Below are 24,799 nucleotides of genomic sequence, written 5' to 3'. Positions count from 1 at the left end.
TCGCGGACACACTCTTGACAATTTCTTAAAGTTGCGGCAGGCCGGTGTTGCGCATGCACCACAAAGTTGAAGCGATCTTGGGGTGGGGAGGATTTTTTTTCGTAGGAAGGGAACGATATGGCAAAATGCCAACGCACTGAAAGTTAGACGCTGCTCGAAGTCTACACAGAGCGGTGCCGCGTTTTTTGTGCCGCACCAATGTTATACTTCGAGCAATGTATGACTTGTCACCGTCAACAGGCTCGCAGTAAACCTGCGGTAATCTCAATTTCGAGAGGAGAAATATGAATAAACTTTCAAAGCTCGCGTTCATTGCAGCTACCGCAGTTATGGCTGCATCCGCTTCGGCACAGTCGGTGCCGGCGTCGCGTCAAGCCGTCAATGACAACTGGGTGAACGGCACGGGCGAATGGGTTTGGATGAACGGCACGAACGAGCTCTGCTGGCGCGATGCGTTCTGGACGCCGGCCACCGCCAACGCGAAGTGCGATGGCGCACTGGTCGCCCAAGCACCGCAGCCGCCGGTCGCTCCGGTCGCTCCGGCCATCACCAGCCAGAAGATCACGTATCAGGCTGACGCGCTGTTCGACTTCGACAAGGCAACCCTCAAGCCGCTGGGCAAGCAGAAGCTCGACGAACTGGCTTCGAAGATCCAGGGCATGAACACGGAAGTGGTCGTCGCAACGGGCTACACGGACCGCATCGGTTCGGACAAGTACAACGACCGTCTGTCGCTGCGCCGTGCGCAAGCAGTCAAGTCGTACCTGGTCAGCAAGGGTGTCCCGGCCAACAAGATCTACACGGAAGGCAAGGGCAAGCGCAACCCGGTCACGACCGGCTGCAACCAGAAGAACCGCAAGCAACTGATCGCCTGCCTCGCACCGGATCGCCGCGTGGAAGTGGAAGTGGTCGGTACGCAAGAAGTGCAGAAGACGACCGTTCCGGCGCAGTAAGCCGCGGTTTTCGACTGCTTCAAAGCCCCGCTCCGGCGGGGCTTTTTCTTTGACGCCCGTCCGGGCGCTCGCTGGCCTCGTCGTCCGCCCGCTTATATACTCGGGGCTGACGTACCGATGCACCGCCCTCCTTCCGTAGCCCGTTTGCCGACATGACCAACGCCGACCCGCACGAACTCCAGAAATTCAGCGACCTCGCCCATCGGTGGTGGGATCCGAATGCCGAATTCAAACCGCTGCACGACCTGAATCCGGTCCGGCTCGGCTGGATCGACTCGCATGCGCATCTCGCCGGCAAGCGCGCACTCGACGTCGGCTGCGGCGGCGGCATCCTGTCCGAATCGATGGCCGGCCTCGGCGCGCAGGTAAAAGGCATCGACCTGTCGACCGAGGCGCTCGGCGTGGCCGATCTGCACAGCCTTGAAAGCGGCATCACCGTCGACTACGAGGCGATCGCGGCAGAAGCGATCGCCGAACGCGAGCCTGGCGCATACGATGTCGTCACGTGCATGGAGATGCTCGAGCACGTGCCGTCGCCGGCCGGCGTCGTGGCCGCGTGCGCGACGCTCGTGAAACCGGGCGGCTGGGTGTTCTTCTCGACGCTGAACCGCAACCTGAAGTCCTACCTGTTCGCCGTGATCGGCGCCGAGTACATCGCGCAGATGCTGCCGAAAGGCACGCACGACTACGCGCGCTTCATCCGTCCGTCGGAACTCGCGAGCTTCGTGCGTGGGACCGATCTGCACATCGTCGAGATCAAGGGCATCACGTATCACCCGATCGGCAAGCGCTTCGCGCTGTCGAACGACACCGACATCAACTATCTCGTCGCGTGCCGCCGCGGCGCGTGACCTTCCGACCGGCATGACGACTCCCCTTTCGACCGCGCGGGCCGCATTCGACGAGCCGCGCCTGGTGAACTGCGATGCAGTGCTGTTCGACCTCGACGGTACGCTCGCCGACACGGCGCCCGATCTTGCGGCCGCCGTCAACAAGATGCAGCGCGTGCGCGGCCTGCCCGAAACGCCGCTCGACGTGCTCCGGCCGCTCGCGTCGGCCGGCGCGCGCGGCCTGCTCGGCGGCGCGTTCGGCATCGATCCGCAATCGCCCGGCTACGATGCGATGCGCGACGAGTTCCTGATCAACTACGCGACCGACATCTGCGTGCACACGACGTTGTTCCCGGGCATCGACGACGTGCTCGGCGAACTCGAGGCGCGCGGCGTGCGCTGGGGCATCGTCACGAACAAGGCGATGCGGCTCACCGCGCCGCTTGTCGAACTGCTCGGCCTGTCGGCGCGCGCTGCCTGTATCGTCGGGGGCGACACAACGCCGCACTCGAAGCCGCATCCGGCACCGCTGCTGCATGCGGCCGCGCAGATGACGCTCGCGCCCCAACGGATCGTCTATGTCGGCGACGATCTGCGCGACATCCAAGCCGGCAGCGCCGCCGGGATGGCGACCGTCGCCGCCGCGTACGGCTACTGCGGCGACGGCGCCGCACCGGGCGACTGGCAGGCACAGCATCTCGTCGGCTCGACGCAGGAACTGCGCGAACTGTTGCGCGATGTTGGGCTATAATGGTCGATCTTATCCGCGGGGGCGACCTGGTTTCGACAGGGGTTGTGAAGCGGCTAGGGCATGTCGAGGACCCGTCACCTCGTTAATCAATGGGAAAATCGTAACTGCAAACGACGATACGTTCGCACTGGCAGCCTAAGGGCCGCCGTCCTCTGCCTAGTTCACTGACGGGCTAGTGTCGCAAGACCGGTAGCAATACCGCCAGAGGTCATTTACGTCAGTTAAGCCCTGTCGGCGTCGCGACGCCAGGGTCGAAAACCTAGCGAATCGCCGTAGTGCAGCGTGTTCGTCCGCGTCGCTACGGTTAAATCAAATGACTGAACTAAACATGTAGAACTAGTCGTGGAGCGCTTCTGGACGCGGGTTCGATTCCCGCCGCCTCCACCAAATTCCGCGCTTGACGCACGAACCCCGCACGACGCGAGTCTGCGGGGTTTTTGTTGTCGGCGAACCGCACGTGCCCCCCCCGCCGCGAAAGCGCCCAGCCCCGGACGGGCCAGGCGGAATGCCGCCGGTATTCCAGCGGCAGGAGGTGACGGATGGTCGGCGTCGCCCGCGCTGCGATTCCGCGCACTGAACGACACCCGCCCCGGCAACCGCGGCCGTGGCACGACGCATCGTCGGCTCGGGCCCGCGGCACCAGCGGATCATTGACGGCTTAGCTGCCGCGATACAGCGACTTCATTTCTTCTGCGCTGGCGGGACGCACGCCGATCGCACGGGAGCCCGACGCCGATGCGCCCTGCGCCTGCGCGCCGTAGCCGCTGGCGTCGGCGGCCTGCGCTTGTGCGAACGCTGCGCGCTGCTGCTCTGCGACGCGTGCGGTGGCTGCCTGGATCGCTTCCGGATAGTGCGGATCTTCGCCGCGGGCGGTGTTGTAGCCCGCCTGTTGCAACTGGACGAGTTCGGCGCGAACCTGCGCGCGAGTGAGTGCCGACGGCTGCGCGAACGACACGACCGGTGCGACGAGAGCGGCAGCAACGACAACGGCTTGAACGAGCGACTTCATGATGACCTACCTCCAGATTTGTCTGATTTCGCGGTGAACACCCGTTCATCGCTGACAAACCGAAGTTTATGTAGGTGAGTGCTTAAGAATAAGGCAGGTTTCTGGAAGACATTCTTCCTCAATCAAGGGTTAACCCTATACTCACGTTTGCCGCGTCCTCGCCACGCCGAACGCACCGCCTATAAAACACGAGCCCCGCGAAGCGGCAAGCTTCGGGGGGCTCGGCAATATCGCACGGGCGCGCCGGATTATCGGTCATGCCCTCGCCGGCGACTGTCGCGCGCGACGACGCGTGCTGTTACTGGGCGTCCATCGGGCACTTCAGGTTGCAGCCGTTAGGGTCGCCCATATCGCCCTTGCGCCGTAGCGCCGATTTCTTGCCGCTCTGGAATTTCTGCGACGGCGCCGACGCCGCGAACGGCATCTGCGGATGCTCGTTCAGGCGAAACTGGTCGCTCAGGATCCCGCCGGGCACGCCCGGCGAGTTCTGCGCCGACGCGAACGGCGACGCAGCGATCAGAAGCCCCGCAGTCAACGCGGCCGCGGAGAAGGGAACGGAAAGTTTCATGGCGGGATGACGCCTGAACGGCGTGCTTGTTGGAACGTTGATCAAGCGGCAAGCGTAGCGCAAATCCCCCGCTGCTGCAGTGCAGTTCGCACTTGCTCGCGTTACCGGGTGTTGACGTCCGGCGCCCCGGTCGCGCCGCTGCCGGCCAGCACTGCCGCGATGCCGGTCAGCGTCCCGCACGCGGCCGGATCGTAGCCGTCGAGATGCGCGACGCGTTCGATGAAGCGTGCGTCGCGCAACAATTCCAGCACGCCGGCGAGCGGTCGGGAATCGATCCGCGCGCGTTCGCACGCAAAGTAATAATCCTCGTCGACGACCGGGATGAAATCGAGCCCGAAGTGGCGGGCGGCCGGCTCGACGCCAAAGCCCAGATCAGCCATCCCGCTCGCGACGAACGCTGCAATCGCGGAGTGCGTGAGCTCCGCGGACGCATAACCGTCGATTCGCTCCGGGTCGATGCCGATCGCGCGCAACGCCAGATCGAGCAGCATTCGCGTGCCCGAGCCCGGCTGCCGGTTGACGAAGCGGATGTCGTTCCGCGCGAGATCGGCGAGCCCGCGAACCTGCTTCGGGTTGCCGCGGGGCACGAACAGCCCCTGTTGGCGACGCGTCAGATGAATCAGCACGTGGCGCGCGTCGTCGAGCCACGGCCGGTAGATCTGCGCGCACTGCTCGCGGAACGCGCCGCGCGGCAGGTGGAAACCTGCCAGTTCGCATTCGCCGCGCACGAGCGCCTGCACGGCTTCGACACTCTCGCGATACTTGATGTCGACCGCAGCCTGTGCCTCGACGAGCGCGGAAACGAGCGTCGCGACCGCATAGCCGTGCGACGCGTGGATTCGCACGGCGCCGTCGCGCTGCGCAAGCCGCCGATTCAGGTCGCTCGACACCTCGGCCGCGAGCGCGCGCAGGTTCTCGTCGAGCCGGCTGCGCGCGAGACGCTGCGCGTCCACGATCGCCTGGCCCAATTCGGACAGTGTCGAACCCTTGCCGCGCGCGGTGTCGATCAACGCGCCGCCGACGCACGCCTCCAGCGCGCGCAGCATGCCCCACGCATGCCGATATGACAGTCCCTTCGCCTGCGCGGCTTGCGCGATGCTGCCCGTATCGGCCACGAGTTCCAGCAACGGCGCCACGTCCGACAGGCTGGCCGCGCGCCCTTCGGTGTCGCGTACGGTCAGATACGCGTCGCATTCGATTCGAATCAATTATGTGCTCCGATTTCCTATTGCGACTGCGAAATCTTCCGCTTATCGTTGACCAAAATCAATCAGAACGAAGCCTCGTTGCGCACTATATGAACTCATAGCGCATATGAGACTTTGGAGGAGCATAACCGATGTCCCCGAATTCCTCTGCGCCCGACGCGCTCGTCGAGCGCCATGCGCGCGCCGGCCGCTCGCTGCTCGCGGTCCTGCACGCGATCCAGGACGACGCGGGCTACGTGCCGGCGGGCTGCGTCGCGCCGCTCGCGAAGGCGTTGAACCTGTCGCGCGCGGAAGTGCACGGCGTGCTCACCTACTATCACCACTTCCGCACCGCGCCGCCCGCGCGCGTGACGATCCAGATGTGCCGCGCCGAGGCGTGCCGCAGCATGGGCTGCGAGACGCTCGCCGCCCATGCGGAAGCGCGCACCGGTTGCCGGTTCGACGCGTCGCACGGCAACGGTGCCGACACGCACGCGTCGGGCGACGTCGCGCTCGAGTCCGTCTACTGCCTCGGGCTGTGCGCGCAATCGCCGTCGATGACGATCAATGGCGTACTGCACGCGAAGGTCACGCCGGAAAAGTTCGACGCGCTCCTCGCGCGAGCCGCCGCCCACACGCCGGAGGCCGCATGACGACCCGCATCTACGTTCCGCGCGATTCGTCCGCGCTGGCGCTCGGCGCCGATGCCCTCGCCGCCGCGATCGTCGCGGAAGCCGAGCGGCGCGGCGTCGCCGTCGAACTCGTGCGCAACGGCTCGCGCGGCCTGCTGTGGCTCGAACCGCTCGTCGAGGTCGGCACGGCCGCCGGCCGAGTCGGCTATGCGAACCTGTCGGCCGCCGACGTGCCCGCCCTCTTCGACGCGAATTGGCTGGACGGCGGTGCACATCCGAGCGGCGTCGGCCTCGTCGATGCGCTGCCGTATCTCGCGCGCCAGCAGCGCCTGACGTTCGCGCGGATCGGCCTGACCGACCCGCTGTCGATCGACGACTACCTGAAGCACGACGGCCTCGCGGGCCTGAAGAACGCCCTCGCGCTCGACGGCGACGCCGCGTGCGAGACGCTGATCGAATCGGGGCTGCGCGGGCGCGGGGGCGCGGCCTTCCCGGCCGGCATCAAATGGCGCACGGTCCGCCAGGCCAGCGCGACGCAGAAGTACATCGTCTGCAACGCCGACGAAGGCGACTCGGGCACGTTCTCCGATCGCCTGATCATGGAAAGCGACCCGTACTGCCTGATCGAAGGGATGATCATCGCCGGCATCGCAACGGGCGCGACGCTCGGCTACATCTACGTGCGCAGCGAATATCCGCATGCGATCGCGGCGCTCGAAACCGCAATCGAGCGCGCGCGCGACGCCGGCTGGCTCGGCGAGCACGTGCTCGGCTCCGCGCATGCGTTCGACCTGCAGGTCGCGAAAGGCGCCGGCTCGTACGTGTGCGGCGAGGAAACGGCACTGCTCGAATCGCTCGAAGGCAAACGCGGCGTCGTGCGCGCGAAGCCGCCGCTGCCCGCGCTGGCCGGCCTGTTCGGGCAGCCGACGGTCATCAACAACGTGATCACGCTCGCGACCGCGCCGATCATCTTCGCGCGCGGTGCCGCGTTCTATCGCGACTACGGGATGGGCCGCTCGCGCGGCACGCTGCCGTTCCAGCTCGCGGGCAACATTCGCCACGGCGGTCTCGTCGAACTCGCGTTCGGCGTCACGCTGCGCGAGCTGCTGTTCGACTTCGGCGGCGGCACGGCCAGCGGCCGGCCCGCACGCGCGGCCCAGGTTGGCGGCCCGCTCGGCACCTATCTGCCCGAGCACCAGTGGGACGTGCCGCTCGATTACGAGGCATACGCGGCCATCGGCGCGGTGGTCGGCCACGGCGGCATCGTGCTGCACGACGACACGTCGAACCTCGCCGAACTCGCCGAATACGCAATGAAGTTTTGCGCGATCGAATCGTGCGGCAAGTGCACGCCGTGCCGCATCGGCTCCACGCGCGGCGTCGAGACGATCACACGCATTCGCGAAGGCGATACGTCGGAGCGGCAGATCACGCTGCTGCGCGATCTGTGCGACACGATGCTCGCCGGCTCGCTGTGCGCGATGGGCGGGATGACGCCGTACCCGGTGCTGTCCGCGCTCGACCATTTCCCCGAAGATTTCGGGCTCGCCGCCGGCAAGCAAGCCGCGTCGGGTCCGGTCAAGGCTGCGGCCTGACCCAGAAGGAGCCCTGCATGTCCCTCGACACGAACAACGTCCGCCAAGGCGGCTGCGGCTCGGGCCAATGCGCTTGCAAGAGCGCCGCCCAGGCGCGCGTGCGCGATCCGTTCGACGATACCGACTACGGCACGCCCCTGCGGCACGCCGATACCGACGTCACGCTCGAAATCGACGGCCAGCCGGTGACGGTGCCGGCCGGCACGTCGGTGATGCGCGCCGCGATCGAGGCCGGCGTCAACGTGCCGAAGCTGTGCGCGACCGACTCGCTCGAACCGTTCGGTTCGTGCCGTCTGTGCCTCGTGGAAATCGAGGGCCGGCGCGGCTATCCGGCGTCGTGCACGACACCCGTAGAAACCGGGATGAAGGTGCGCACGCAATCGGACCGGCTGCAGTCGCTGCGCCGCAACGTGATGGAGTTGTACATCTCCGACCACCCGCTCGACTGCCTGACCTGCCCGGCCAACGGCGACTGCGAGCTGCAGGACATGGCGGGGGTCGTCGGACTGCGCGAGGTCCGCTACGGCTTCGACGGTGCGAATCACCTGCGCGACCGGAAGGACGAATCGAACCCCTACTTCACGTACGATCCGTCGAAGTGCATCGTCTGCAACCGCTGCGTGCGCGCATGCGAGGAAACGCAGGGAACGTTCGCGCTGACGATCGCTGCGCGCGGTTTCGAATCGCGCGTCGCCGCGAGCGAAAGCGAATCGTTCATGGCATCCGAATGCGTGTCGTGCGGCGCCTGCGTCGCCGCATGCCCGACCGCCACGTTGCAGGAAAAGACGGTCGTCCAGCTCGGCCAGGCCGAACATTCGGTCGTCACGACCTGCGCGTACTGCGGCGTCGGCTGTTCGTTCAAGGCCGAAATGAAGGGCACGCAGGTCGTGCGGATGACGCCGCACAAGAACGGCCTCGCGAACGAAGGCCACGCGTGCGTGAAGGGGCGCTTCGCGTGGGGCTATGCGACGCACAAGGACCGCATCACGAAGCCGATGATTCGCGAGAAGATCACCGATCCGTGGCGCGAAGTGAGCTGGGAAGAGGCGCTCACCTATGCGGCGACGCAGTTCCGCAAGCTGCAGCAGAAGTACGGCCGCGATTCGATCGGCGGCATCACGTCGTCGCGCTGCACGAACGAGGAAACCTACCTCGTGCAAAAGCTCGTACGCGCCGCGTTCGGCAACAACAACGTCGACACCTGCGCACGCGTGTGCCATTCGCCGACCGGCTACGGACTGAAGACGACACTCGGCGAATCGGCCGGCACGCAGACCTTCGCGTCGGTCAGCCAGGCCGACGTGATCATCGTGATGGGCGCGAACCCGACCGACGGGCACCCGGTGTTCGGCTCGCGCCTGAAGCGGCGCATCCGGGAAGGCGCGAAGCTGATCGTGATCGATCCGCGCCGCATCGACGTCGTCGACGGCCCGCACGTGAAGGCCACCCATCACCTGCAATTGCGTCCCGGCACCAACGTCGCGATGGTCAATGCGCTCGCGCACGTGATCGTCACCGAAGGGCTCGTCGCCGACGCGTTCGTCGCCGAGCGCTGCGAAACGCGCGCGTTCGAGCAATGGCGCGAATTCGTGTCGCGCGCCGAGAACTCGCCGGAGGCGACCGCCGACGTGACCGGCGTGCCGGCCGAACAGGTGCGGGAAGCGGCGCGCCTCTACGCGACGGGCGGCAACGCCGCGATCTACTACGGCCTCGGCGTGACGGAACACGCACAGGGCTCGACGACGGTGATGGGCATCGCGAACCTGGCGATGGCGACCGGCAACATCGGCCGCGAAGGCGTCGGCGTCAATCCGCTGCGCGGCCAGAACAACGTGCAGGGCTCGTGCGACATGGGCTCATTCCCGCACGAGCTGCCCGGCTACCGGCACATCGGCGACGCAACCGTACGCGCGCAGTTCGAGCAGGCATGGTCGGCGACGTTGCAGCCGGAACCTGGCCTGCGCATCCCGAACATGTTCGACGCGGCACTCGATGGCAGCTTCAAAGGGCTCTACTGCCAGGGCGAGGACATCGTCCAGTCGGATCCGAACACGCAGCACGTGGCGGCCGCGCTGTCGGCAATGGAATGCATCGTCGTGCAGGACATCTTCCTGAACGAGACGGCCAAATACGCACACGTGCTGCTGCCGGGCTCGACGTTCCTCGAGAAGGACGGCACGTTCACGAACGCTGAGCGCCGGATCTCCCGCGTGCGAAAGGTAATGCCGCCGGTCGCGGGCTACGCGGACTGGGAAGTGACGCTGCTGCTGTCGCAGGCGCTCGGCTACGACATGCACTACTCGCATCCGTCCGAAATCATGGACGAGATCGCGCGGCTCACGCCGACCTTTGCGGGCGTATCGTACGAGAAGCTGGACGCGCTCGGCAGCATCCAGTGGCCGTGCAACGCGCAGGCGCCGGACGGCACGCCGACGATGCACATCGACGCGTTCGTGCGCGGCAAAGGCCGGTTCGTGATCACGCAATTCATCCCGACGCCCGAGAAGGTCACGCAGCGCTATCCGCTGATCCTGACCACGGGCCGCATCCTGTCGCAATACAACGTCGGCGCGCAGACACGCCGGACCGAAAACGTGCAGTGGCACGAAGAGGACCGCCTCGAGATCCATCCGCACGACGCCGAGGATCGCGGGATCCGCACCGGCGACTGGGTCGGCATCGAATCGCGGGCCGGCCAGACGGTGTTGCGCGCGCTCGTGTCCGACCGCATGCAGCCCGGTGTCGTGTACACGACGTTCCATTTCCCGGAATCGGGCGCGAACGTGATCACGACGGACAGTTCCGACTGGGCGACCAATTGCCCCGAATACAAGGTCACGGCCGTGCAGGTGCTGCCGGTTGCGCAGCCGTCCGACTGGCAACGTGCGTATGCGCGCTTCAACTCGGAGCAACTCGACCTGCTCGAGCGTCGCGCCGCCGCGCCGGCCGCCGTGACCACGGGCAAGTGAGGAAGCAATGGACCACGGACACCTGATCGACATGGCGAACCAGATCGGCGCTTTCTTCGAATCGATGCCCGATCGCGACGAAGCGCTGACCGGGATCGCCGAGCATATCCGGCGCTTCTGGGAGCCGCGGATGCGCCGCGCGCTTCTCGCCGCGCTCGACGATCCGTCGAGCGAAGCCGGACAACGCGCGACGCCGATCTTGCGCGACGCGATCGCCGCGCATCGGGCGTCGCTCGTGCCGGCCGCGGCCCCGGCCTGAAGGCTCGCTACGCGGGCAGCGGCATGCCCGCGAACCAGTTTTCGCAATGGCGCAGCAGCGCGTTCGCGTCTGTGGCGGTGCGGCCGCGCGCCGCGATGTAGCCGTCCGGCCGCAGCAGGTAGAACGATGGTCTCGAGCGGCCATACGCGAGCGCCAATCCTTCCGCGCCGTTGCCTTCCGCATCGCAGACGCGCCATGTCCGCACGGCGCCCGGCATGATCCGCTCCACGCCTTGGACGAGCGCCTGCGCATCCGCGGACATCGGCGGCACGTCAGCGGCGTCGCCGCCATCGGCGCCCGCCGGCTCCTCCAGCAACAGCAGCGTGAAGCTCGCCGGGTCGTGCAGATCGTATAGCCTTGCGGTTCCCGGCGCCGGGCCGAGCGGCCCGTCGACGACGCGTACCAGCGCGTCGGGCGCGCGCTCGCCGGCGCGCGGGCCACCGTCAAGCACGCGCTCGAGCGTGAGCGGGCTTTTCCGGTACTGCACGCCGAGCTCGCTGAACGTGCGCCGCACCGCGTCGCGCACCGGGCCGAGCGACGACAGCAGCGGCACCACGTGATCGCGCAGCAGCTTGACCGCGCCGTGGTCCGCTTCGACGAACTGCGTGACGACACTCGTCTGCCGCAACACGTCGCGCTCGATCGGGTGGCGCTCCGCATGATACGTGTCGAGCAGCCGCTCGGACGTTCCCGCACCGAGCACGCGCGCGAGCTTCCAGCCGAGATTGAGCGCCTCCTGGATTCCCGTGTTCATGCCCTGCGCGCCGGCCGGACTGTGGATATGCGCGGCGTCGCCGGCGAAAAACACGCGCCCGTAGCGCAGCCGGTCGACCATCCGGCTGTTCAGATGGAAATACGACGACCACGCGAGATCGCTCGGCGCAATCGATGCGCCCATGCGGGCGCGCACCAGCGCGTCGCATTCGTCGAGCGATGGCGGCGGTGCATCGGGTGCCGGTGCGCCGCCGGGCGGCCGGTCGGCAACGAGCCGGTAGCGTCCGCTCCCCATCGGGAACAGCCCGGCGATGCCGTCGGGTGTCGTAAACAGATGGATTTCCTCGTCGGGCCAGGGCGGCAAGGCCTCGAAATCGGCAAGCAGAAACGTTTGTTCCAACGCGCGGCCCGCGAAGCCCACGCCGAGCAGATGCCGCACCGTACTGTGTGCGCCGTCGGCCGCGACCAGGTACGACGGCGCGCAGCGTTCGTCGCGGCCGTCGGCACCGCGCAGCGTCACGTCGAGCGACGGGCCGCCGGCGTCGCACGCGACCAGCGTGACACCGCGCTCGATCGTCACGCTGAGGCCGGCCAGATGTTCGGTCAGCAATCGCTCGGTGACGCTCTGATCGAGCAACAGCAGGTAGGGATAACGCGTTTGCAACGGATCGAAATCGAGCCGCGCGATCACGCGGCCGTCGGAATGCAGCGCCGCCTCGTGCACGCGATGGCCGAGTTCGAGAAACGGTTCGACCGCGCGATGCTGTTCGAGCAGTTCGAGCGTGCGCGCCTGGATGCCGATCGCGCGTGAATACGGCGCCGGCGTGGCGAGCCGGTCGACGATGCGCACCGGCACGCGGGCCCGCGCGAGACTCATCGCGGCAGCAAGACCGGTCGGACCGGCGCCGACGATCAGCACGGGCGGGATATCGAGCAATGTGTCAGCCATGAGCACCTCGATGACACGCGATGCCGCCAGTCTACGCCGCTCCGCGTGACGGGGCCATATGCCGGGCGGCCGATCCTCGGCGCGGGTGCGCAATGTGGGAAAATACGCGCTTTCCGTCAGTTTTCGCGTCATGGATTCCGCATTCGACCGAGCGTATGCCGCGCACCGCGCGGGCCGCCTCGCCGAGGCCGAGCACGGCTATCGCGCCGCAATCGCCACCAATCCCGCCGACGCCGACGCGCTGCATCTGTTCGGCGTGCTGCGCCATCAGCAGGGCCAGCATGCCGAGGCGGCAGATCTCGTCGGGCGCGCGGTCGAGTTGCGCCCGGACGATGCCGCGCTTCAGCTCAATCTCGGCAACGCGCTGAAGGCGCTCGGCCGGCTCGACGACGCGATCGACCGCTTTCGCAATGCGCTGTCGCTCGCGCCCGAATTTCCGCTCGCGCACTACAACCTCGGCAACGCGTATGCGGCGCTGCAGCGCCACGAGGATGCGGTGGATGCATTCGCCCGCGCGCTCCGGCTCACGCCCGACGATGCATCGATCCACAACAACCTCGGTAACGCGCTGAACGCGCTCGGCCGCCACGACGACGCACTCGCCGCGTTCCGCCGCGCGCTGGAGCTGCGCCCCGGCCATGCGGGCGCGCACAACAATCTGGCGATGGCGCTAAACGCGATGGGCCGCGCGGACGACGCAATCGCGCACTTCCAGGCCGCGATCGACGCGCAGCCGCGCTTCGTCGCCGCGCATTTCAATCTCGGCAACACGCTGGAAGCGCTCGGCCGTCATGCGCAAGCCGCCGCCGCGTTCGAAGCGGCGCTCGCGCTGCACCCGCCGTTTCCGCTCGCGCTGTTCGGGCTCGCGAACGCGCTGTGCGCACAGGCACGCCACCGCGAAGCACTGCCCTACTACGAACGCGCAGTCGGGCTCGACCCGTCGTTCGCCCTCGCGTGGCTGAACCTCGGCAACGCGCATCATGCGCTTGGCGCGCACGAGATGGCGCTGCGTGCGTTCGACCAGGCGCTCCGCGTCGCGCCGGACCTGAAGCTCGCGCAACTGCACCGCGCCGTCACGCTGCTCACGCTGCGCGACTTCACGCGCGGCCTGCCCGCCTATGAAGCCCGCCACGACACGCCGGGCGCAACGCCGCTCGGCACGCTGCCGCGCTGGCAGGGCGAACCGATTGCGGCGCGCACGCTGCTGATCCGCGCGGAACAAGGCTTCGGCGATACGCTGCAGTTCGTCCGCTTCGTGCCGCTCGCTCGCGCACGCTGCGCGCGTGTCGTACTAGAGGTGCAGCCGGAACTCGTCACGCTCCTCGCACCGGTTGCGGCACGCTGGCGCGTGACGCTCATCGCGCAGGGCGCCGCAAAGCCGCCGGCGGACGTCGGATGCACGCTGATGAGCCTGCCGTTCCTGCTGGGCCTGCAGCCGGACGACATCGTCGCGGACGCGCGCTATCTCGATGCGCCGGACAGTGCCCGCCGGCGCTTTCGCGGGTCGCTCGGCGGTCAGTCGAAACGCAAGTTCGGCCTGGCGTGGTCCGGGCGCCGACAGGCTCAGGAGAACCGCTCGATGCCGTTCGATGCGCTCGCGCCGCTGCTCGCGCTGCCCGACATCGACTGGCTCGTGCTGCAGCCGGCGCTCGACGACGACGAACGCGCGCGCATCGACGCGCACCCGCGCGTGCACCGGCTCGATGGCCGGCTGAACGACTTCGCCGATACGGCCGCGCTCATCGAGCGGCTCGACGGCGTCGTCACGATCGATACCGCCGTCGCGCACCTCGCGGGCGCGCTCGGCAAGCCGCTGTGGATCATGCTGCCGTTCGCAGCGGACTGGCGCTGGTTCACGGGCGACGACTGCCCGTGGTATCCGGCGGCGACGCTCGTGCGCCAGCCCGCACCGGGGCACTGGCTCGACGTGACGGCGAAGGTGGCCGCCGCGCTGCACGACGCCTGAGCGTCGGCAAAAAGGGAGCGCGCCGCGCGCCCCTTGTTTATCCGATGCAATGCAACACGGACGCCATCACGCCGACTTGTACTGGTTGCGCGCGCCGGGGGTCCGGTACAGCACGAGCGTCGCGATCAGCCCACAGATCGCAGCGACGCTCAGCCAGAGGCCCGGCGCCGCCTTGTTGCCCGTCTGGTGGATCAGCAGCGTCGCGATCGCGGGCGTGAAACCGCCGATCGTCGTCGCGAGGCTGTACGCGAGCGAGAAGCCGGCGGTGCGCACGTCGGCCGGCATCACTTCGGTCAGCGCAACGACCATCGCGCCGTTGTACGACCCGTACAGGAACGACAGCCAAAGCTCGACCGCGAGCAGCCTCACGAACGACGGCTGCGCAACGAGCCATAGCACGGCCGGATAGGCCGACAGCAACGTGAGCACCGTGAACGCGATCAGCACGGGGCGGCGGCCGACGCGGTCCGACAACGCACCGGACAGTGGCAGCCACACGAGGTTGGACAGACCGACGCAAACGGTCACGATCAGCGCGTCGAGCGACGACAGGTGCAGCACTTCCTTGCCGAACGTCGGCGTGTATGCGGTGATCATGTAGAACGACACCGTCGTCATGATCACCATCCCCATCCCGGCGATCACGACACCCCAGTTCGCGAGCATCGAGCGCATGATCTCGCCCATCGTCGGACGGTGGCGCTTCGCGAGGAATTCATCGGTTTCCTTCAGCGAACGACGGATCAGGAACAGGAACGGCACGATCAGACAGCCGATCAGGAACGGAATGCGCCACCCCCACGCGGTCATCTCGTCGGCCGGCAGCATACGGTTGAGCAGCACGCCGACAAATGCGGCAAACACGACCGCGACCTGCTGGCTGCCCGATTGCCACGACGTGTAGAAACCCTTGTTGCCCTTCGTCGCGATCTCCGACAGATAGACCGACACGCCGCCGAGTTCGACGCCCGCCGAAAAGCCCTGCAGCAGCCGGCCGAGCAGCACGAGCACCGGCGCGAGCACGCCGATCGTCGCGTAGCCCGGAATCGCGGCCACCGTAAGCGTGCCGAGCGCCATCAACCCCAGCGTCAGGATCAGTCCCTTGCGACGGCCATGATGATCGATGTACGCGCCGAGCACGATCGCGCCGACCGGGCGCATCAGGAAGCCCGCGCCGAACACCGACAGCGACAGCATCAGCGACGCGAACGCGTTGCCGCTGGGAAAGTAGGTTTTCGCGATGGCCGACGCGTAGTACCCGTAGACCATGAAGTCGTACATTTCGAGAAAGTTGCCGCTGACGACGCGGAACACGGTGCGAACTTTTGATTCCTGCGCGACAGCTTGCGTTGCTGTAGACATGTCGTTCTCTCGGCTCGGATGGCGCGAACGCCGCGCCGTGTGGGACCGACGATGCGTGCCGCGCCGCGGCGGCGCACACAGGCATCGCTGTGAGCCGGCGGCGCATCGCGCAACGACGTGCGCGCCGGCAAGATTTGCAAATGATGCCACGCGAAACCGACGATTGCCTTGGAGCGCCCCTGGGCGCGGCCGCCGGTCCGCGCGCCCGGTTTCCGCTCGTACCAATGAGCTCGAACCGGGCGCCAAAATCGGACTAATCCGATCGACCGATCGCGCTCGCGTGACCACAATGTCACGAATCGCAACGCTACTGCGCTGCAGCCGCACGATTGCCCGTGCCGCACCGCGCACCTTCTCATGACTTCATCGCCGCTTGTTCCCGTCGAAGGCGCGCTCGCCCGCCCTCGCGCCGCCCCGCTCGACGGCGTGCCGCCGTTCGGCCGCGAGTGGACGTTCCGCGGCGCGTCCGGTACGCGCGCGCTTGCGACGCTGACGACGTCATGCATCGACGTCGATGCACCGCACCGGTCGTGTCGCTGGCAACCGCAGCCCGTCGCGCCGCCGTCGTTGGCCGGCGCACCGGCGGTCGCGCCCGACATCCGCCGCCGCTCCATCGACGCAGCGGGCCGGGCGCCCGATCGACGCGCGCTGCATGCCGCGTGCTGGAGCATCGGTGCGTTCGTCATCATCGGCTGGCTCGTGGCCGCGCACGAACCGTTCCCGGTCTTCGCGCCAGCGTCCATGCAGGCGGCCGGCGCGACGCCGCGCCACGGCAATGAATCCAAGGGAACGGTGCGTACCGTCGCAGCCCTCGCGGCCAAGCCGGTCGACGCGCCGGCCCAGCAGGTCGCAGCGCATCCCGTCGCGACATCGGCCGGCCCCACTCGGCCTGCACGGGGCGCGACGCCGAAGGCCGCGCCGCAGCGCAGCGAAATGGCATCGCACGCCGCGCCCGTCTCCATCGTGTCGGCGGCGCCGCCACTATCGCGCCAAGGCCCGGCGGGCAAACGCGCAAAACGGGCGCGCGCTTCGGACGCCTCTGCGTCCCGGCTTGCCCCCCGCCCGCCCGTCACGCAGCACGCATCACGAGCGCCGTCGCACGATCATCGCCACCGGCGCTCGCATGCGCTCCCGCCGCAGCCCTCGCTCGACGATCCGCTCACGCTGATCGCGATTGCGCACGCGCTGAATGCCTCCCTTCCCGCGCCACCGGACAAAACGCCCGGCGCCGCCTTCGACTGGACCGCGCAACTGTCTCATCGGCGCCTGACCGACGTCTACCGCGCACTCCCCCGCTAACGCGCGCGCAATAAAAAACCCGGCGAAGCACGCTTCGCCGGGTTTCGTCCGTCCGTCGTTGCGTCGGACGTCCTGTCGTTACTTGTGCTGAGGCAATCCCGTTTCGGCCTGCCGCTCGAGTTGCCGCACCTGGTCCTGCAGTTCACGCAACTGCATCTGTGCTGCCCGCTTCTCGACCTGCAGCGCCTGCGTCTGCTCCTGTGCGGCCTTTTGCCGCTGCGCGACCTCGGCTTGCTGGCTGCGCGCGACGCCGAGATCGGCTTGCAACTGCTGCGCGCGATTCGCCTGCAGCGCGATCACGCGCTCGAGGAACGTCTTCTGCGCCTGCAGTTCGGTGCGGCGGATTTCGACGTCCGCAAGCTGCGCCGTCTGCTGGACGAAGTTCGCGTAGACCATCTCCGCCCGAGTCTTCTCCTGCGACTTGATCACGCGCCATAGATGCTTGTCCTGAAACAGCGCGACGTAGTACGTCATCTCGCGCGGATCGAACATGAGGCTCGCGCCGTAGCTGCCGTTGTAGGTCGTTCGCATCTCGACGATTCGCCCGTCGTGCAGCATCTGCGACAGTTCGGCGACGTTGCCTTGCGCACCGGCATCCGTCGCGCTCGCGGCCGATGTCGGTGCCGCTTCCGGCGACGCATCGCCGCTCAGGCTCGTCACCGCGGGGCGCGTGCCCGCGACAGGCGCGGTCGCATCGGCGGACCACGTTGCGCCTGCGTATGCGCAGGCAGCCATCGCAACGATCCACGTTGCGCATCGAGCAGGGGAAAAGTTTCGGAAGACCAACGTGAGACTCCGGCGAACGAATCGGAACTCGCGATTATCGTTCAAAACGAAACGGCCGCATCTCAAATTAAACGGGATGCGGCCGCCCTGCTTCGATGCGATGCAAATGCAGTCTACAGACGGGTCTCGCGTGCCGCGCGCAGGAATGCATCGAGCAGCGGCGTGCAGTCGAGCAACTCGGCGCCGCCCGCGCGATGAAACTCCGGATGCCACTGCACGCCGACGACGAACGGAGCGCGCCGGTAGCGGATGCCCTCGATGATCCCGTCGCCCGCCGACACGGCCTCGATGTTCAGATCGCGGCCGAGATCGCGGATCGCCTGATGGTGGATCGAGTTGACGATCGCTTCGCTGCGCCCGGGGAACATGCTCGCGAGCGTCGACGAATCGGGGAAGCGGATCGCGTGGCGATGCTGGTCGTAGTGCTCGCTTACGTGAGCATTCGCGGTCGGCACGTCGGTCGCGATGTCCTGGTACAGCGAACCGCCGAACGCGACGTTGATCAGCTGGCAACCGCGGCACACGCCGAGCACCGGCTTGCCGGACTCGACGAATTCGTGAAACAGCTCGAGCTCGTACATGTCGCGCACGCGGTCGCCCGGCCATTCGGGGCGCGCATCCGACGCCGCGTAGGTTTGCGGCGACACGTCGGCGCCGCCTTGGAGCAGCAGGCCGTCGAGATGCTTCGCGTAATCGCGCAGGCGGATGTTGCTTGGATGCAGCATGCCCTGGTGGCCGACCGTCGGGATCATGAACACGAGCACGTCGCGCGACATGACCCAATGCGCGATCGACTCTTCGAGGTACTGCAGCGTCTTGCCGCGCAACCCCTTCGCGCCGGGTTCCGGATGGAAGATCCGCGCCGACACGCCGATGCGCAGTGTGCGCTGCGTGATCCGCTGGCCGGCGCGATCGAACAGCCGGCGCGCACGCGCGGCGACGATCCGGCCGAATACCGACCACGGCGTGTCGCTCTGTTTCAGATAAGCCGGCGGCGCAGTCTGCGCGCTCGCAGGAGGCGGCCGCGGCGTGTCGAAATCGGGCTGCGCGCCGAAACCGGGCGGCGCCGCACCGGGCTTCGGCGTGGCTGCACCGGCTTCGCCGGTGGCGCCCGTTGCGCTCGCGCCCGTCGTGCCGGCGGCGCCCGGCTCGGATGCCGCCGTGACCGGCGATGCGCCATCGTCCGCAACGTCGTGCGCAGCGGCGGCCTGCGCGACAGCCGATGCGGGCGTTTTCGCCGGATCGGAACGGGGGAAATCGGAAGAAGGGGAAGAGGAACCGGTCAGACCGGCCGGGGAAGGCGTGGTTTCGCTCATGACGATGGTCTGGTGCGTCGCTCGCGCGTATTGGATTGACGAGGAATCATTATGCGTCAGTGCACGATCGCGCGGTAAACCAGCAACATCCTGTCGATAATTGTTGCAAGTCGTCGCATGCGACGCCGTCGCCGCTGTCCCGCCGACCCTCGCACCTCGCGCCCGTGCGCTGGACACCCGTGATATATCACAATAATATTCACGTATCGTCCAAATCGAACGCCGCTCGATGACCGCCTCCAGCCCGCCTGCCGCGCCCCAGCCCGCATGAACGCACTGACCGACGCACTGCCCGACCAGCCTGCCGCATCGGCGCGCAGCCTCGCGGAGCGCGCCTATGCGCTGATCCAGCGCGACATCATTACGATGCGCCTGAAGCCGGGCGCCGCCCTTAACGAGGCCGAGCTGGTCGCGCGTACCGGCATCGGCCGCACGCCGGTCCACCAGGCCGTGCACCGACTGGTGCTCGAAGGACTGCTGTCCGTGATGCCGCGCAAGGGACTCATGGTGCAGCCGCTGTCGCTCGACGACATCGTCGCGGTGATCGACGTGCGGCGCATCAACGAAGCCCATTGCGTCGAACTGGCCGCGCGCCATGCGACGCCCGACGATCTCGCGCGCCTCGCCGCGCTGCTCGACGCAGGGCAGGCGTGCGTCGGCACGCACGACGTCGAAGGGATGATGGAGCTCGACCGCGCATTTCATCAGGCGATCGCCGCAGCCGCGCGCAATCCGGTGCTCGCGGAAATCCTGCGCGGACTGCATGAGCGCTCGCTGCGGTTCTGGTTCGTCACGCTGTCCGAGCCGCACCACCTGTCCGACGTCCAGCATGAACACCGGGAATTGTTCGAACGGCTATCCGCACGCGACGCCGCCGGCGCGCGCGCAGCCGTCGAACGCCATATCGATTCGTTTCGCGCCACCCTCGTCCACCGTCTTCGTCCCTGAGCAGCCCATGACCACCACCTTCACGCCCTTCCCCCCGCTCGCCCAACTGGCCGCCGATCTCGCCGCCGGGCGGACCACGAGCCGTGCGCTCGTCGACGTCGCGCTCGACCGGATCGCCGATCCGTCGGGCCAGGGTGCGATCGTCTTCACCGAAGTCGACGCCGACAACGCGCGCGCGGCCGCCGACGCGCACGATCGCCTGCGTGCCGCGGGCACCGTGCTGTCGCCGCTCGCGGGCATCCCCGTGTCGGTGAAGGACCTGTTCGACGTCGCGGGCCAAGTGACGCGCGCCGGTTCACGCGTGCTCGACGGCGCGCCGCCCGCGCACGCCGACGCGGTCGCCGTCGCGCGCCTCAAGCGGGCGGGCGCGGTGCTGGTGGGCCGCACCAACATGAGCGAGTTCGCGTTCTCGGGGCTTGGCCTGAATCCGCACTTCGGCACGCCGCGTTCGCCGTACCGCCGCGACGTGCCGGGCGATGCGCGGATTGCCGGCGGCTCGTCGTCGGGCGCGGCCGCGTCCGTCGCCGACGGGATGGCGGCCGTCGCGCTCGGCACCGACACCGGCGGCTCGATCCGGATTCCGGCCGCGCTGTGCGGACTCACCGGCTTCAAGCCGACCGCGAGCCGGATCCCGACGCAAGGCGGCGTGCCGCTGTCGACGACGCTCGACTCGTCCGGCCCGATCGGCTTGACGGTCGCGTGCTGCGCGCTCGTCGACCGGATGCTCGCGGGCCTCGAGCCGCACGTGCCGGCCGCGCGGCCGCTCGAGGGCGTGCGTCTCGGCGTGCTGACCAACTACGTGACCGACGGCGTCGACGCGGATGTCGCCGCCGCGCTCGACGCATCGCTGAAGCATCTGGAAGCGGCCGGCGCGATCGTCACCGAAGTGCGCTTTTCGGCCCTCGACCGGTTGCCCGAGATCAACCGCTTCGGCTTCTCGCCGATCGAGGCGTATGCGTGGCATCGCCCGCTGCTCGCGCAGCACCGCGATCGATACGATCCGCGCGTGCTGTCGCGCATCCTGAAGGGCGAGCCGGCAAGCGCGGCCGACTATCTGGACTTGCTCGCCGCCCGCCGCGCGATGCTGGACGAAGCGGCGCACACGGTATGGGCGCGCTTCGACGCACTCGTCGCACCGACGGTGCCGGTCGTGCCGCCGCGCATCGCCGAACTCGAAGCGGACGACGCCACGTTCACGCGCACCAATGCGCTGATCCTGCGCAATCCGAGCGCATTCAACTTCCTCGACGCGTGCGCGCTGTCGCTGCCGTGCCATCCGCGCGACGCGGCACCCGTCGGCCTGATGCTCGCGGCCGCGCCGCATCGCGACGACGCGCTGCTCGCCATCGGCCAGGCGGTCGAAGCGGTGCTGAACACGATCCGGTAATCGCACCGCAATGACGGCGCCGCCGCACGGCCGCTAGCGGGTGCGGCGGGTTGCCGCACCGGCGCTGTCAGTTTCGTGCCAGATCGTTCGCGCTAAAATCGCGCGATTGTTTATCGGACCGACCAACGACAGGAATCCCGCCGACATGAACGACTCCACGCTCGCACTTCGCCGTGAACGCCGCCTGCTGATGCTGCTCGGCTGGGTGTGCATCGCCCTGCTGGCGGGCGCGCTATACCTTCAGTACGTGAAGAACGAGGATCCGTGCCCGCTGTGCATCATCCAGCGCTACTTCTTCGCGGCGATCGGCATCTTCGCGTTCCTCGCGGCCGGGATGCGCAACTGGCGCGGCATCTGGGTGCTCGAACTGCTGATCGCGATCGCCGCGGCCGGCGGCGTCGGCACCGCCGCGCGGCATCTGTCGATCCAGCTGAATCCGGGCTTCAGCTGCGGCTTCGACACGCTGCAGCCGATCGTCGACAGCCTGCCGCCCGCGCAATGGTTCCCCGGCATGTTCAAGGTCGCCGGCCTGTGCGAGACCGTCTACCCGCCGATCCTCGGCATCCTGCTGCCCGGCTGGGCGCTGATCGCGTTCGCCGTAATCCTCGTTGCCGTCGCATCGAGCGTCTGGCGCCATCGCCGGAAACTGGCAGGCTGACACGCTGAGCCGGCCGCAACCGCGACCGACCGGCCGCCGCCGGGCCACTGCGCCGATGCCGGCCGTGCTGTGCCCGCGGCCGCCTTTTAGCCCGCTGGGCGTAAACACCTACCGGTGGCGCTGCGCTGTTTTCCGGGCGTACGCGCATTGCAGGCCATTGGCGCGCATGTCCCGCCACACGGGCGTTTCCGCCGGATGCCCGCGCATCGCCGCCACGATCCCGCGCGGCGGGCCTATGATCGACATGATCGCCGCCTGATGACGCGGATCACTGCCCGGCAATGTTCGCGCCGCATCGCAGTGCTATCTTCGCGACTGGATGGCGATCTACGTGCGCGAGACCAGGCGGTCTCACCTCCTGCGTAACGCGCGCCCGATCCGCAATGTCGACTGGATTCATCATGACAACGCAACCCATCCGCATCCGTCATCCTCATGGCGTCCGCACGTCCCTCGGCACCGAACGCGCGTGCCTTCGGCGCGATAGCGCCGCACCGGCTCCGTCGTGTGCCCGAACCGCCCCGCTCCCGCTTGCCGCCCCCGCGCCCGCTGACCCACACCGCGCGCCGCGCCGCGCCGTCCCGAACGGAGCGCACTGATGGAAGCGTGGCTCGGCGATCTGCAGCAACTGCTCGCGCACGGTGAAGCAGCCGTGCTCGTGACGGTCGCGCATACCGACGGCTCCGCGCCGCGCGAGGCCGGCACCAAAATGCTGGTCACGCGCGACACGGCCCGCCATACGATCGGCGGCGGTCATCTGGAATGGAAGGCAATCGAGATCGCGCGGCATCTGCTGAAAGACGGTGCGCACGTGCCGCACGCACGCCGGCTCGAACGGCTCGCGCTCGGGCCGAGCCTCGGCCAGTGCTGCGGCGGTGCGGTCGTGCTCGCGTTCGAGCGCCTGGACGTCGGCGACCTCGGCTGGATCATGTCGCTCGCGAAACGCGTCGCGGCCGGCGCCGCGACCGTCCGTAGCGTATCATTCGGCCCCTCGCCCGGCGCGCCGCTGCTGAGCGAGCCCGAACCGCAAGCCGCGCGCGCCGATTGCCTGCTGTGGGAAACCGGCGGCGTGTCGCTGATGACCGAAACGATCGCGCCGTATGCGTTCCCCGTCGTGCTGTTCGGCGCCGGACACATCGGCACCGCGCTCGTGAAGGTGCTCGCGACGTTGCCGTGCCAAGTGCGCTGGGTCGACGGACCCGATGCGGCGTTCCCGCCGGCAGACGCGCTCGCCGGAATCGGCAATCTCTCGATCGACGCGCTGGCGAGCCCGGCCGAGGCCGTCGACGCGGCGCCGCCGCGCGCGTACTTCGTCGTGATGACGCACGATCACGCACTCGACTTCATGCTGGCCGAGCGCATCCTGCGGCGCGGCGACTACGCGTACTTCGGGATGACCGGATCGCGCACGAAGCGCGCGCAGTTCGATCACCGGCTGGCAGCGATCGGCATCGACCCGGCCCAGGTCGCGCGGATGCACTGCCCGATCGGCGTCGACGGCATCGTCGACAAGGCGCCCGAAGTGATCGCGATCTCGGTGGCCGCGCAGTTGCTGCAGGCCGTCGAGGCGAACGCGTCCGCGCAGGTTCCCTCATCTTTCTGACCGACCAAGAACAACGCCATGACCCCGACATTCAAGGACAAGATTGCCCGCGCGCCGAAAGCGGAACTGCACATCCATATCGAAGGCTCGCTCGAGCCCGAACTGATCTTCGCGCTCGCGCAGCGCAACGGCGTGACGCTCGCGTACGAATCGATCGACGCGCTGCGCGCCGCATACGCATTCACCGACCTGCAGTCGTTCCTCGACATCTATTACGCCGGCGCGAGCGTGCTGCTGACCGAGCAGGACTTCTACGACATGACGGCGGCGTACTGCGAACGCGCGCTCGCCGACAACGTCGTCCATACCGAGCTGTTCTTCGACCCGCAGACGCACACCGAACGCGGCGTGCCGATCGAAACGGTGGTTGCCGGCATCGATCGCGCGCTCGCCGATGCCGAGCAGCGCGGGCTGTCGAGCAAGCTGATCCTGTGCTTCCTGCGCCACCTTTCCGAAGACGACGCGCTCGCGACGTTCGAATCCGCATTGCCGCTGTTCGAGCGCTATCGCCACCGGCTGATCGGCGTCGGCCTCGATTCGTCCGAACTCGGCCATCCGCCGACGAAGTTCGCGCGCGTGTTCGAGAAGGCGCGGGCGCTCGGGCTGAAGCTGGTCGCGCACGCGGGCGAGGAAGGCCCGCCAGCGTATATCTACGAAGCGCTCGACGTGCTGAAGGTCGACCGCATCGATCATGGCGTGCGCAGCATCGAGGACGCGGCGCTCGTCGAACGCCTCGCGCGCACGCGCACGGCGCTGACCGTGTGCCCGCTGTCGAACCTGAAGCTGTGCGTGTTCGACGACATGAAGAAGCACACGCTGAAGGCGCTGCTCGACCGCGGCGTCGCGGTGACGATCAACTCCGACGATCCGGCCTATTTCGGCGGTTACGTGAACGACAACTACTTCGCGACGGTCGACGGACTCCAGCTGACGGACGCCGAAGTGTACGCAGTGATCCGCAACGGCTTCGAAGCGTCGTTCGTCGATGCCGCGCAGCGCGATGCGCTGATCGCGCGCCTCGATTCTTACTGGCAGGCGGCGTGACGGCCGGCATCGGG

General features: G+C 67.8%; 21 protein-coding genes and 1 other RNA gene. 15 read left to right on the top strand and 7 right to left on the bottom strand.

Annotated elements, in window-relative coordinates; genetic code table 11:
• Positions 1-284 precede the first annotated feature (284 nt).
• The 4 genes from ompA to ssrA all read left to right on the top strand — a co-directional run bounded on the left by ompA (position 285) and on the right by ssrA (position 2,921).
• Positions 285-953 carry an outer membrane protein OmpA gene (gene ompA, locus KDW55_RS01190; RefSeq protein WP_006400736.1) on the top strand — a complete coding sequence of 223 codons (669 nt, stop codon included), beginning with the start codon at positions 285-287 and terminating at the stop codon, positions 951-953.
• 152 nt (positions 954-1,105) lie between these two features.
• Positions 1,106-1,804, top strand: coding sequence for a bifunctional 2-polyprenyl-6-hydroxyphenol methylase/3-demethylubiquinol 3-O-methyltransferase UbiG (gene ubiG / locus KDW55_RS01185; RefSeq protein WP_040143689.1), 699 nt, complete (start codon positions 1,106-1,108; stop codon positions 1,802-1,804).
• Positions 1,805-1,817: 13 nt separating this feature from the next.
• Positions 1,818-2,534, top strand: a complete 717-nt coding sequence (gene gph, locus KDW55_RS01180; protein ID WP_059543831.1) for a phosphoglycolate phosphatase — start codon at positions 1,818-1,820, stop codon at positions 2,532-2,534.
• 17 nt (positions 2,535-2,551) lie between these two features.
• Positions 2,552-2,921, top strand: a transfer-messenger RNA (tmRNA) gene (gene ssrA / locus KDW55_RS01175).
• Between the two features lie 271 nt (positions 2,922-3,192).
• Here the strand turns inward: ssrA and KDW55_RS01170 are convergent.
• The 3 genes from KDW55_RS01170 to KDW55_RS01160 form a co-directional block, all read right to left on the bottom strand.
• Entirely contained in the window at positions 3,193-3,543 is a 351-nt protein-coding gene (locus tag KDW55_RS01170; RefSeq protein WP_040143687.1) for a DUF4148 domain-containing protein, read from the bottom strand.
• Between the two features lie 298 nt (positions 3,544-3,841).
• Positions 3,842-4,111 (bottom strand): hypothetical protein, encoded by a 270-nt coding sequence (locus KDW55_RS01165; RefSeq protein WP_040143686.1) that lies wholly within the window; start codon positions 4,109-4,111, stop codon positions 3,842-3,844.
• Positions 4,112-4,212: 101 nt separating this feature from the next.
• Positions 4,213-5,319 carry a substrate-binding domain-containing protein gene (locus KDW55_RS01160; RefSeq protein ID WP_212159834.1) on the bottom strand — a complete coding sequence of 369 codons (1,107 nt, stop codon included), beginning with the start codon at positions 5,317-5,319 and terminating at the stop codon, positions 4,213-4,215.
• Positions 5,320-5,450: 131 nt separating this feature from the next.
• Here KDW55_RS01160 and KDW55_RS01155 point away from each other — a divergent pair, with 131 nt between their 5' ends.
• Genes KDW55_RS01155 through KDW55_RS01140 form a run of 4 tightly spaced genes read left to right on the top strand, consistent with a single transcriptional unit; the run spans position 5,451 to position 10,753 of the window.
• On the top strand, positions 5,451-5,951 hold the full coding sequence (locus tag KDW55_RS01155; protein ID WP_069241107.1) for an NAD(P)H-dependent oxidoreductase subunit E: 501 nt from the start codon (positions 5,451-5,453) through the stop codon (positions 5,949-5,951).
• Entirely contained in the window at positions 5,948-7,525 is a 1,578-nt protein-coding gene (locus KDW55_RS01150; protein WP_212159833.1) for a formate dehydrogenase beta subunit, read from the top strand. Before KDW55_RS01155 ends, KDW55_RS01150 begins: the two co-directional genes overlap by 4 nt.
• Before the next feature lie 17 nt (positions 7,526-7,542).
• A complete protein-coding gene (fdhF, locus tag KDW55_RS01145) occupies positions 7,543-10,494 on the top strand; it encodes a formate dehydrogenase subunit alpha (protein WP_040143682.1) in 2,952 nt (983 codons plus the stop codon).
• 7 nt (positions 10,495-10,501) lie between these two features.
• On the top strand, positions 10,502-10,753 hold the full coding sequence (locus KDW55_RS01140) for a formate dehydrogenase subunit delta (protein ID WP_059543838.1): 252 nt from the start codon (positions 10,502-10,504) through the stop codon (positions 10,751-10,753).
• 7 nt (positions 10,754-10,760) lie between these two features.
• On the opposite strand, the gene KDW55_RS01135 is transcribed toward KDW55_RS01140, so the two are convergent.
• Positions 10,761-12,416, bottom strand: a complete 1,656-nt coding sequence (locus KDW55_RS01135; protein WP_212197800.1) for an FAD-dependent monooxygenase — start codon at positions 12,414-12,416, stop codon at positions 10,761-10,763.
• Positions 12,417-12,474: 58 nt separating this feature from the next.
• Between KDW55_RS01135 and KDW55_RS01130 the strand changes: the two genes are divergently transcribed.
• Positions 12,475-14,382, top strand: a complete 1,908-nt coding sequence (locus tag KDW55_RS01130) for a tetratricopeptide repeat protein (RefSeq protein WP_212159831.1) — start codon at positions 12,475-12,477, stop codon at positions 14,380-14,382.
• Positions 14,383-14,448: 66 nt separating this feature from the next.
• Here the strand turns inward: KDW55_RS01130 and KDW55_RS01125 are convergent, their stop codons facing one another.
• Positions 14,449-15,744 (bottom strand): MFS transporter, encoded by a 1,296-nt coding sequence (locus KDW55_RS01125; protein ID WP_212159830.1) that lies wholly within the window; start codon positions 15,742-15,744, stop codon positions 14,449-14,451.
• Between the two features lie 426 nt (positions 15,745-16,170).
• Here KDW55_RS01125 and KDW55_RS01120 point away from each other — a divergent pair, with 426 nt between their 5' ends.
• Positions 16,171-17,043, top strand: coding sequence for a hypothetical protein (locus tag KDW55_RS01120; protein WP_226208918.1), 873 nt, complete (start codon positions 16,171-16,173; stop codon positions 17,041-17,043).
• Between the two features lie 78 nt (positions 17,044-17,121).
• On the opposite strand, the gene KDW55_RS01115 is transcribed toward KDW55_RS01120, so the two are convergent.
• A complete protein-coding gene (locus tag KDW55_RS01115) occupies positions 17,122-17,778 on the bottom strand; it encodes a DUF2968 domain-containing protein (RefSeq protein WP_052111032.1) in 657 nt (218 codons plus the stop codon).
• Positions 17,779-17,942: 164 nt separating this feature from the next.
• Positions 17,943-19,145 (bottom strand): type 1 glutamine amidotransferase, encoded by a 1,203-nt coding sequence (locus KDW55_RS01110; protein WP_040143675.1) that lies wholly within the window; start codon positions 19,143-19,145, stop codon positions 17,943-17,945.
• Positions 19,146-19,412: 267 nt separating this feature from the next.
• Here KDW55_RS01110 and KDW55_RS01105 point away from each other — a divergent pair, with 267 nt between their 5' ends.
• The 5 genes from KDW55_RS01105 (at position 19,413) to KDW55_RS01085 (ending at position 24,785) form a co-directional block, all read left to right on the top strand.
• Complete coding sequence (locus tag KDW55_RS01105; RefSeq protein ID WP_069241101.1) at positions 19,413-20,093, top strand: GntR family transcriptional regulator; 681 nt, start codon at positions 19,413-19,415, stop codon at positions 20,091-20,093.
• A 7-nt stretch (positions 20,094-20,100) separates the two neighbouring features.
• The gene (locus KDW55_RS01100) at positions 20,101-21,480 is read left to right on the top strand and encodes an amidase (protein WP_212159829.1); all 1,380 of its coding nucleotides are present in this window, start codon (positions 20,101-20,103) and stop codon (positions 21,478-21,480) included.
• Between the two features lie 145 nt (positions 21,481-21,625).
• On the top strand, positions 21,626-22,138 hold the full coding sequence (locus tag KDW55_RS01095; RefSeq protein ID WP_212159828.1) for a disulfide bond formation protein B: 513 nt from the start codon (positions 21,626-21,628) through the stop codon (positions 22,136-22,138).
• A 598-nt stretch (positions 22,139-22,736) separates the two neighbouring features.
• Positions 22,737-23,741: a xanthine dehydrogenase accessory protein XdhC gene (gene xdhC, locus KDW55_RS01090; RefSeq protein WP_069241099.1), complete on the top strand. Its 1,005-nt coding sequence runs from the start codon at positions 22,737-22,739 to the stop codon at positions 23,739-23,741.
• An 18-nt stretch (positions 23,742-23,759) separates the two neighbouring features.
• Positions 23,760-24,785 (top strand): adenosine deaminase, encoded by a 1,026-nt coding sequence (locus KDW55_RS01085; RefSeq protein WP_040143670.1) that lies wholly within the window; start codon positions 23,760-23,762, stop codon positions 24,783-24,785.
• Positions 24,786-24,799: the final 14 nt, after the last annotated feature.

The sequence above is a fragment of the Burkholderia sp. AU19243 genome, from assembly GCF_018148075.1.
Classification (GTDB): Bacteria; Pseudomonadota; Gammaproteobacteria; order Burkholderiales; family Burkholderiaceae; genus Burkholderia; species Burkholderia latens_A.
Note: the sequence above shows the minus strand (reverse complement) of the source record. Positions and strands in the feature narration are given on the sequence as shown.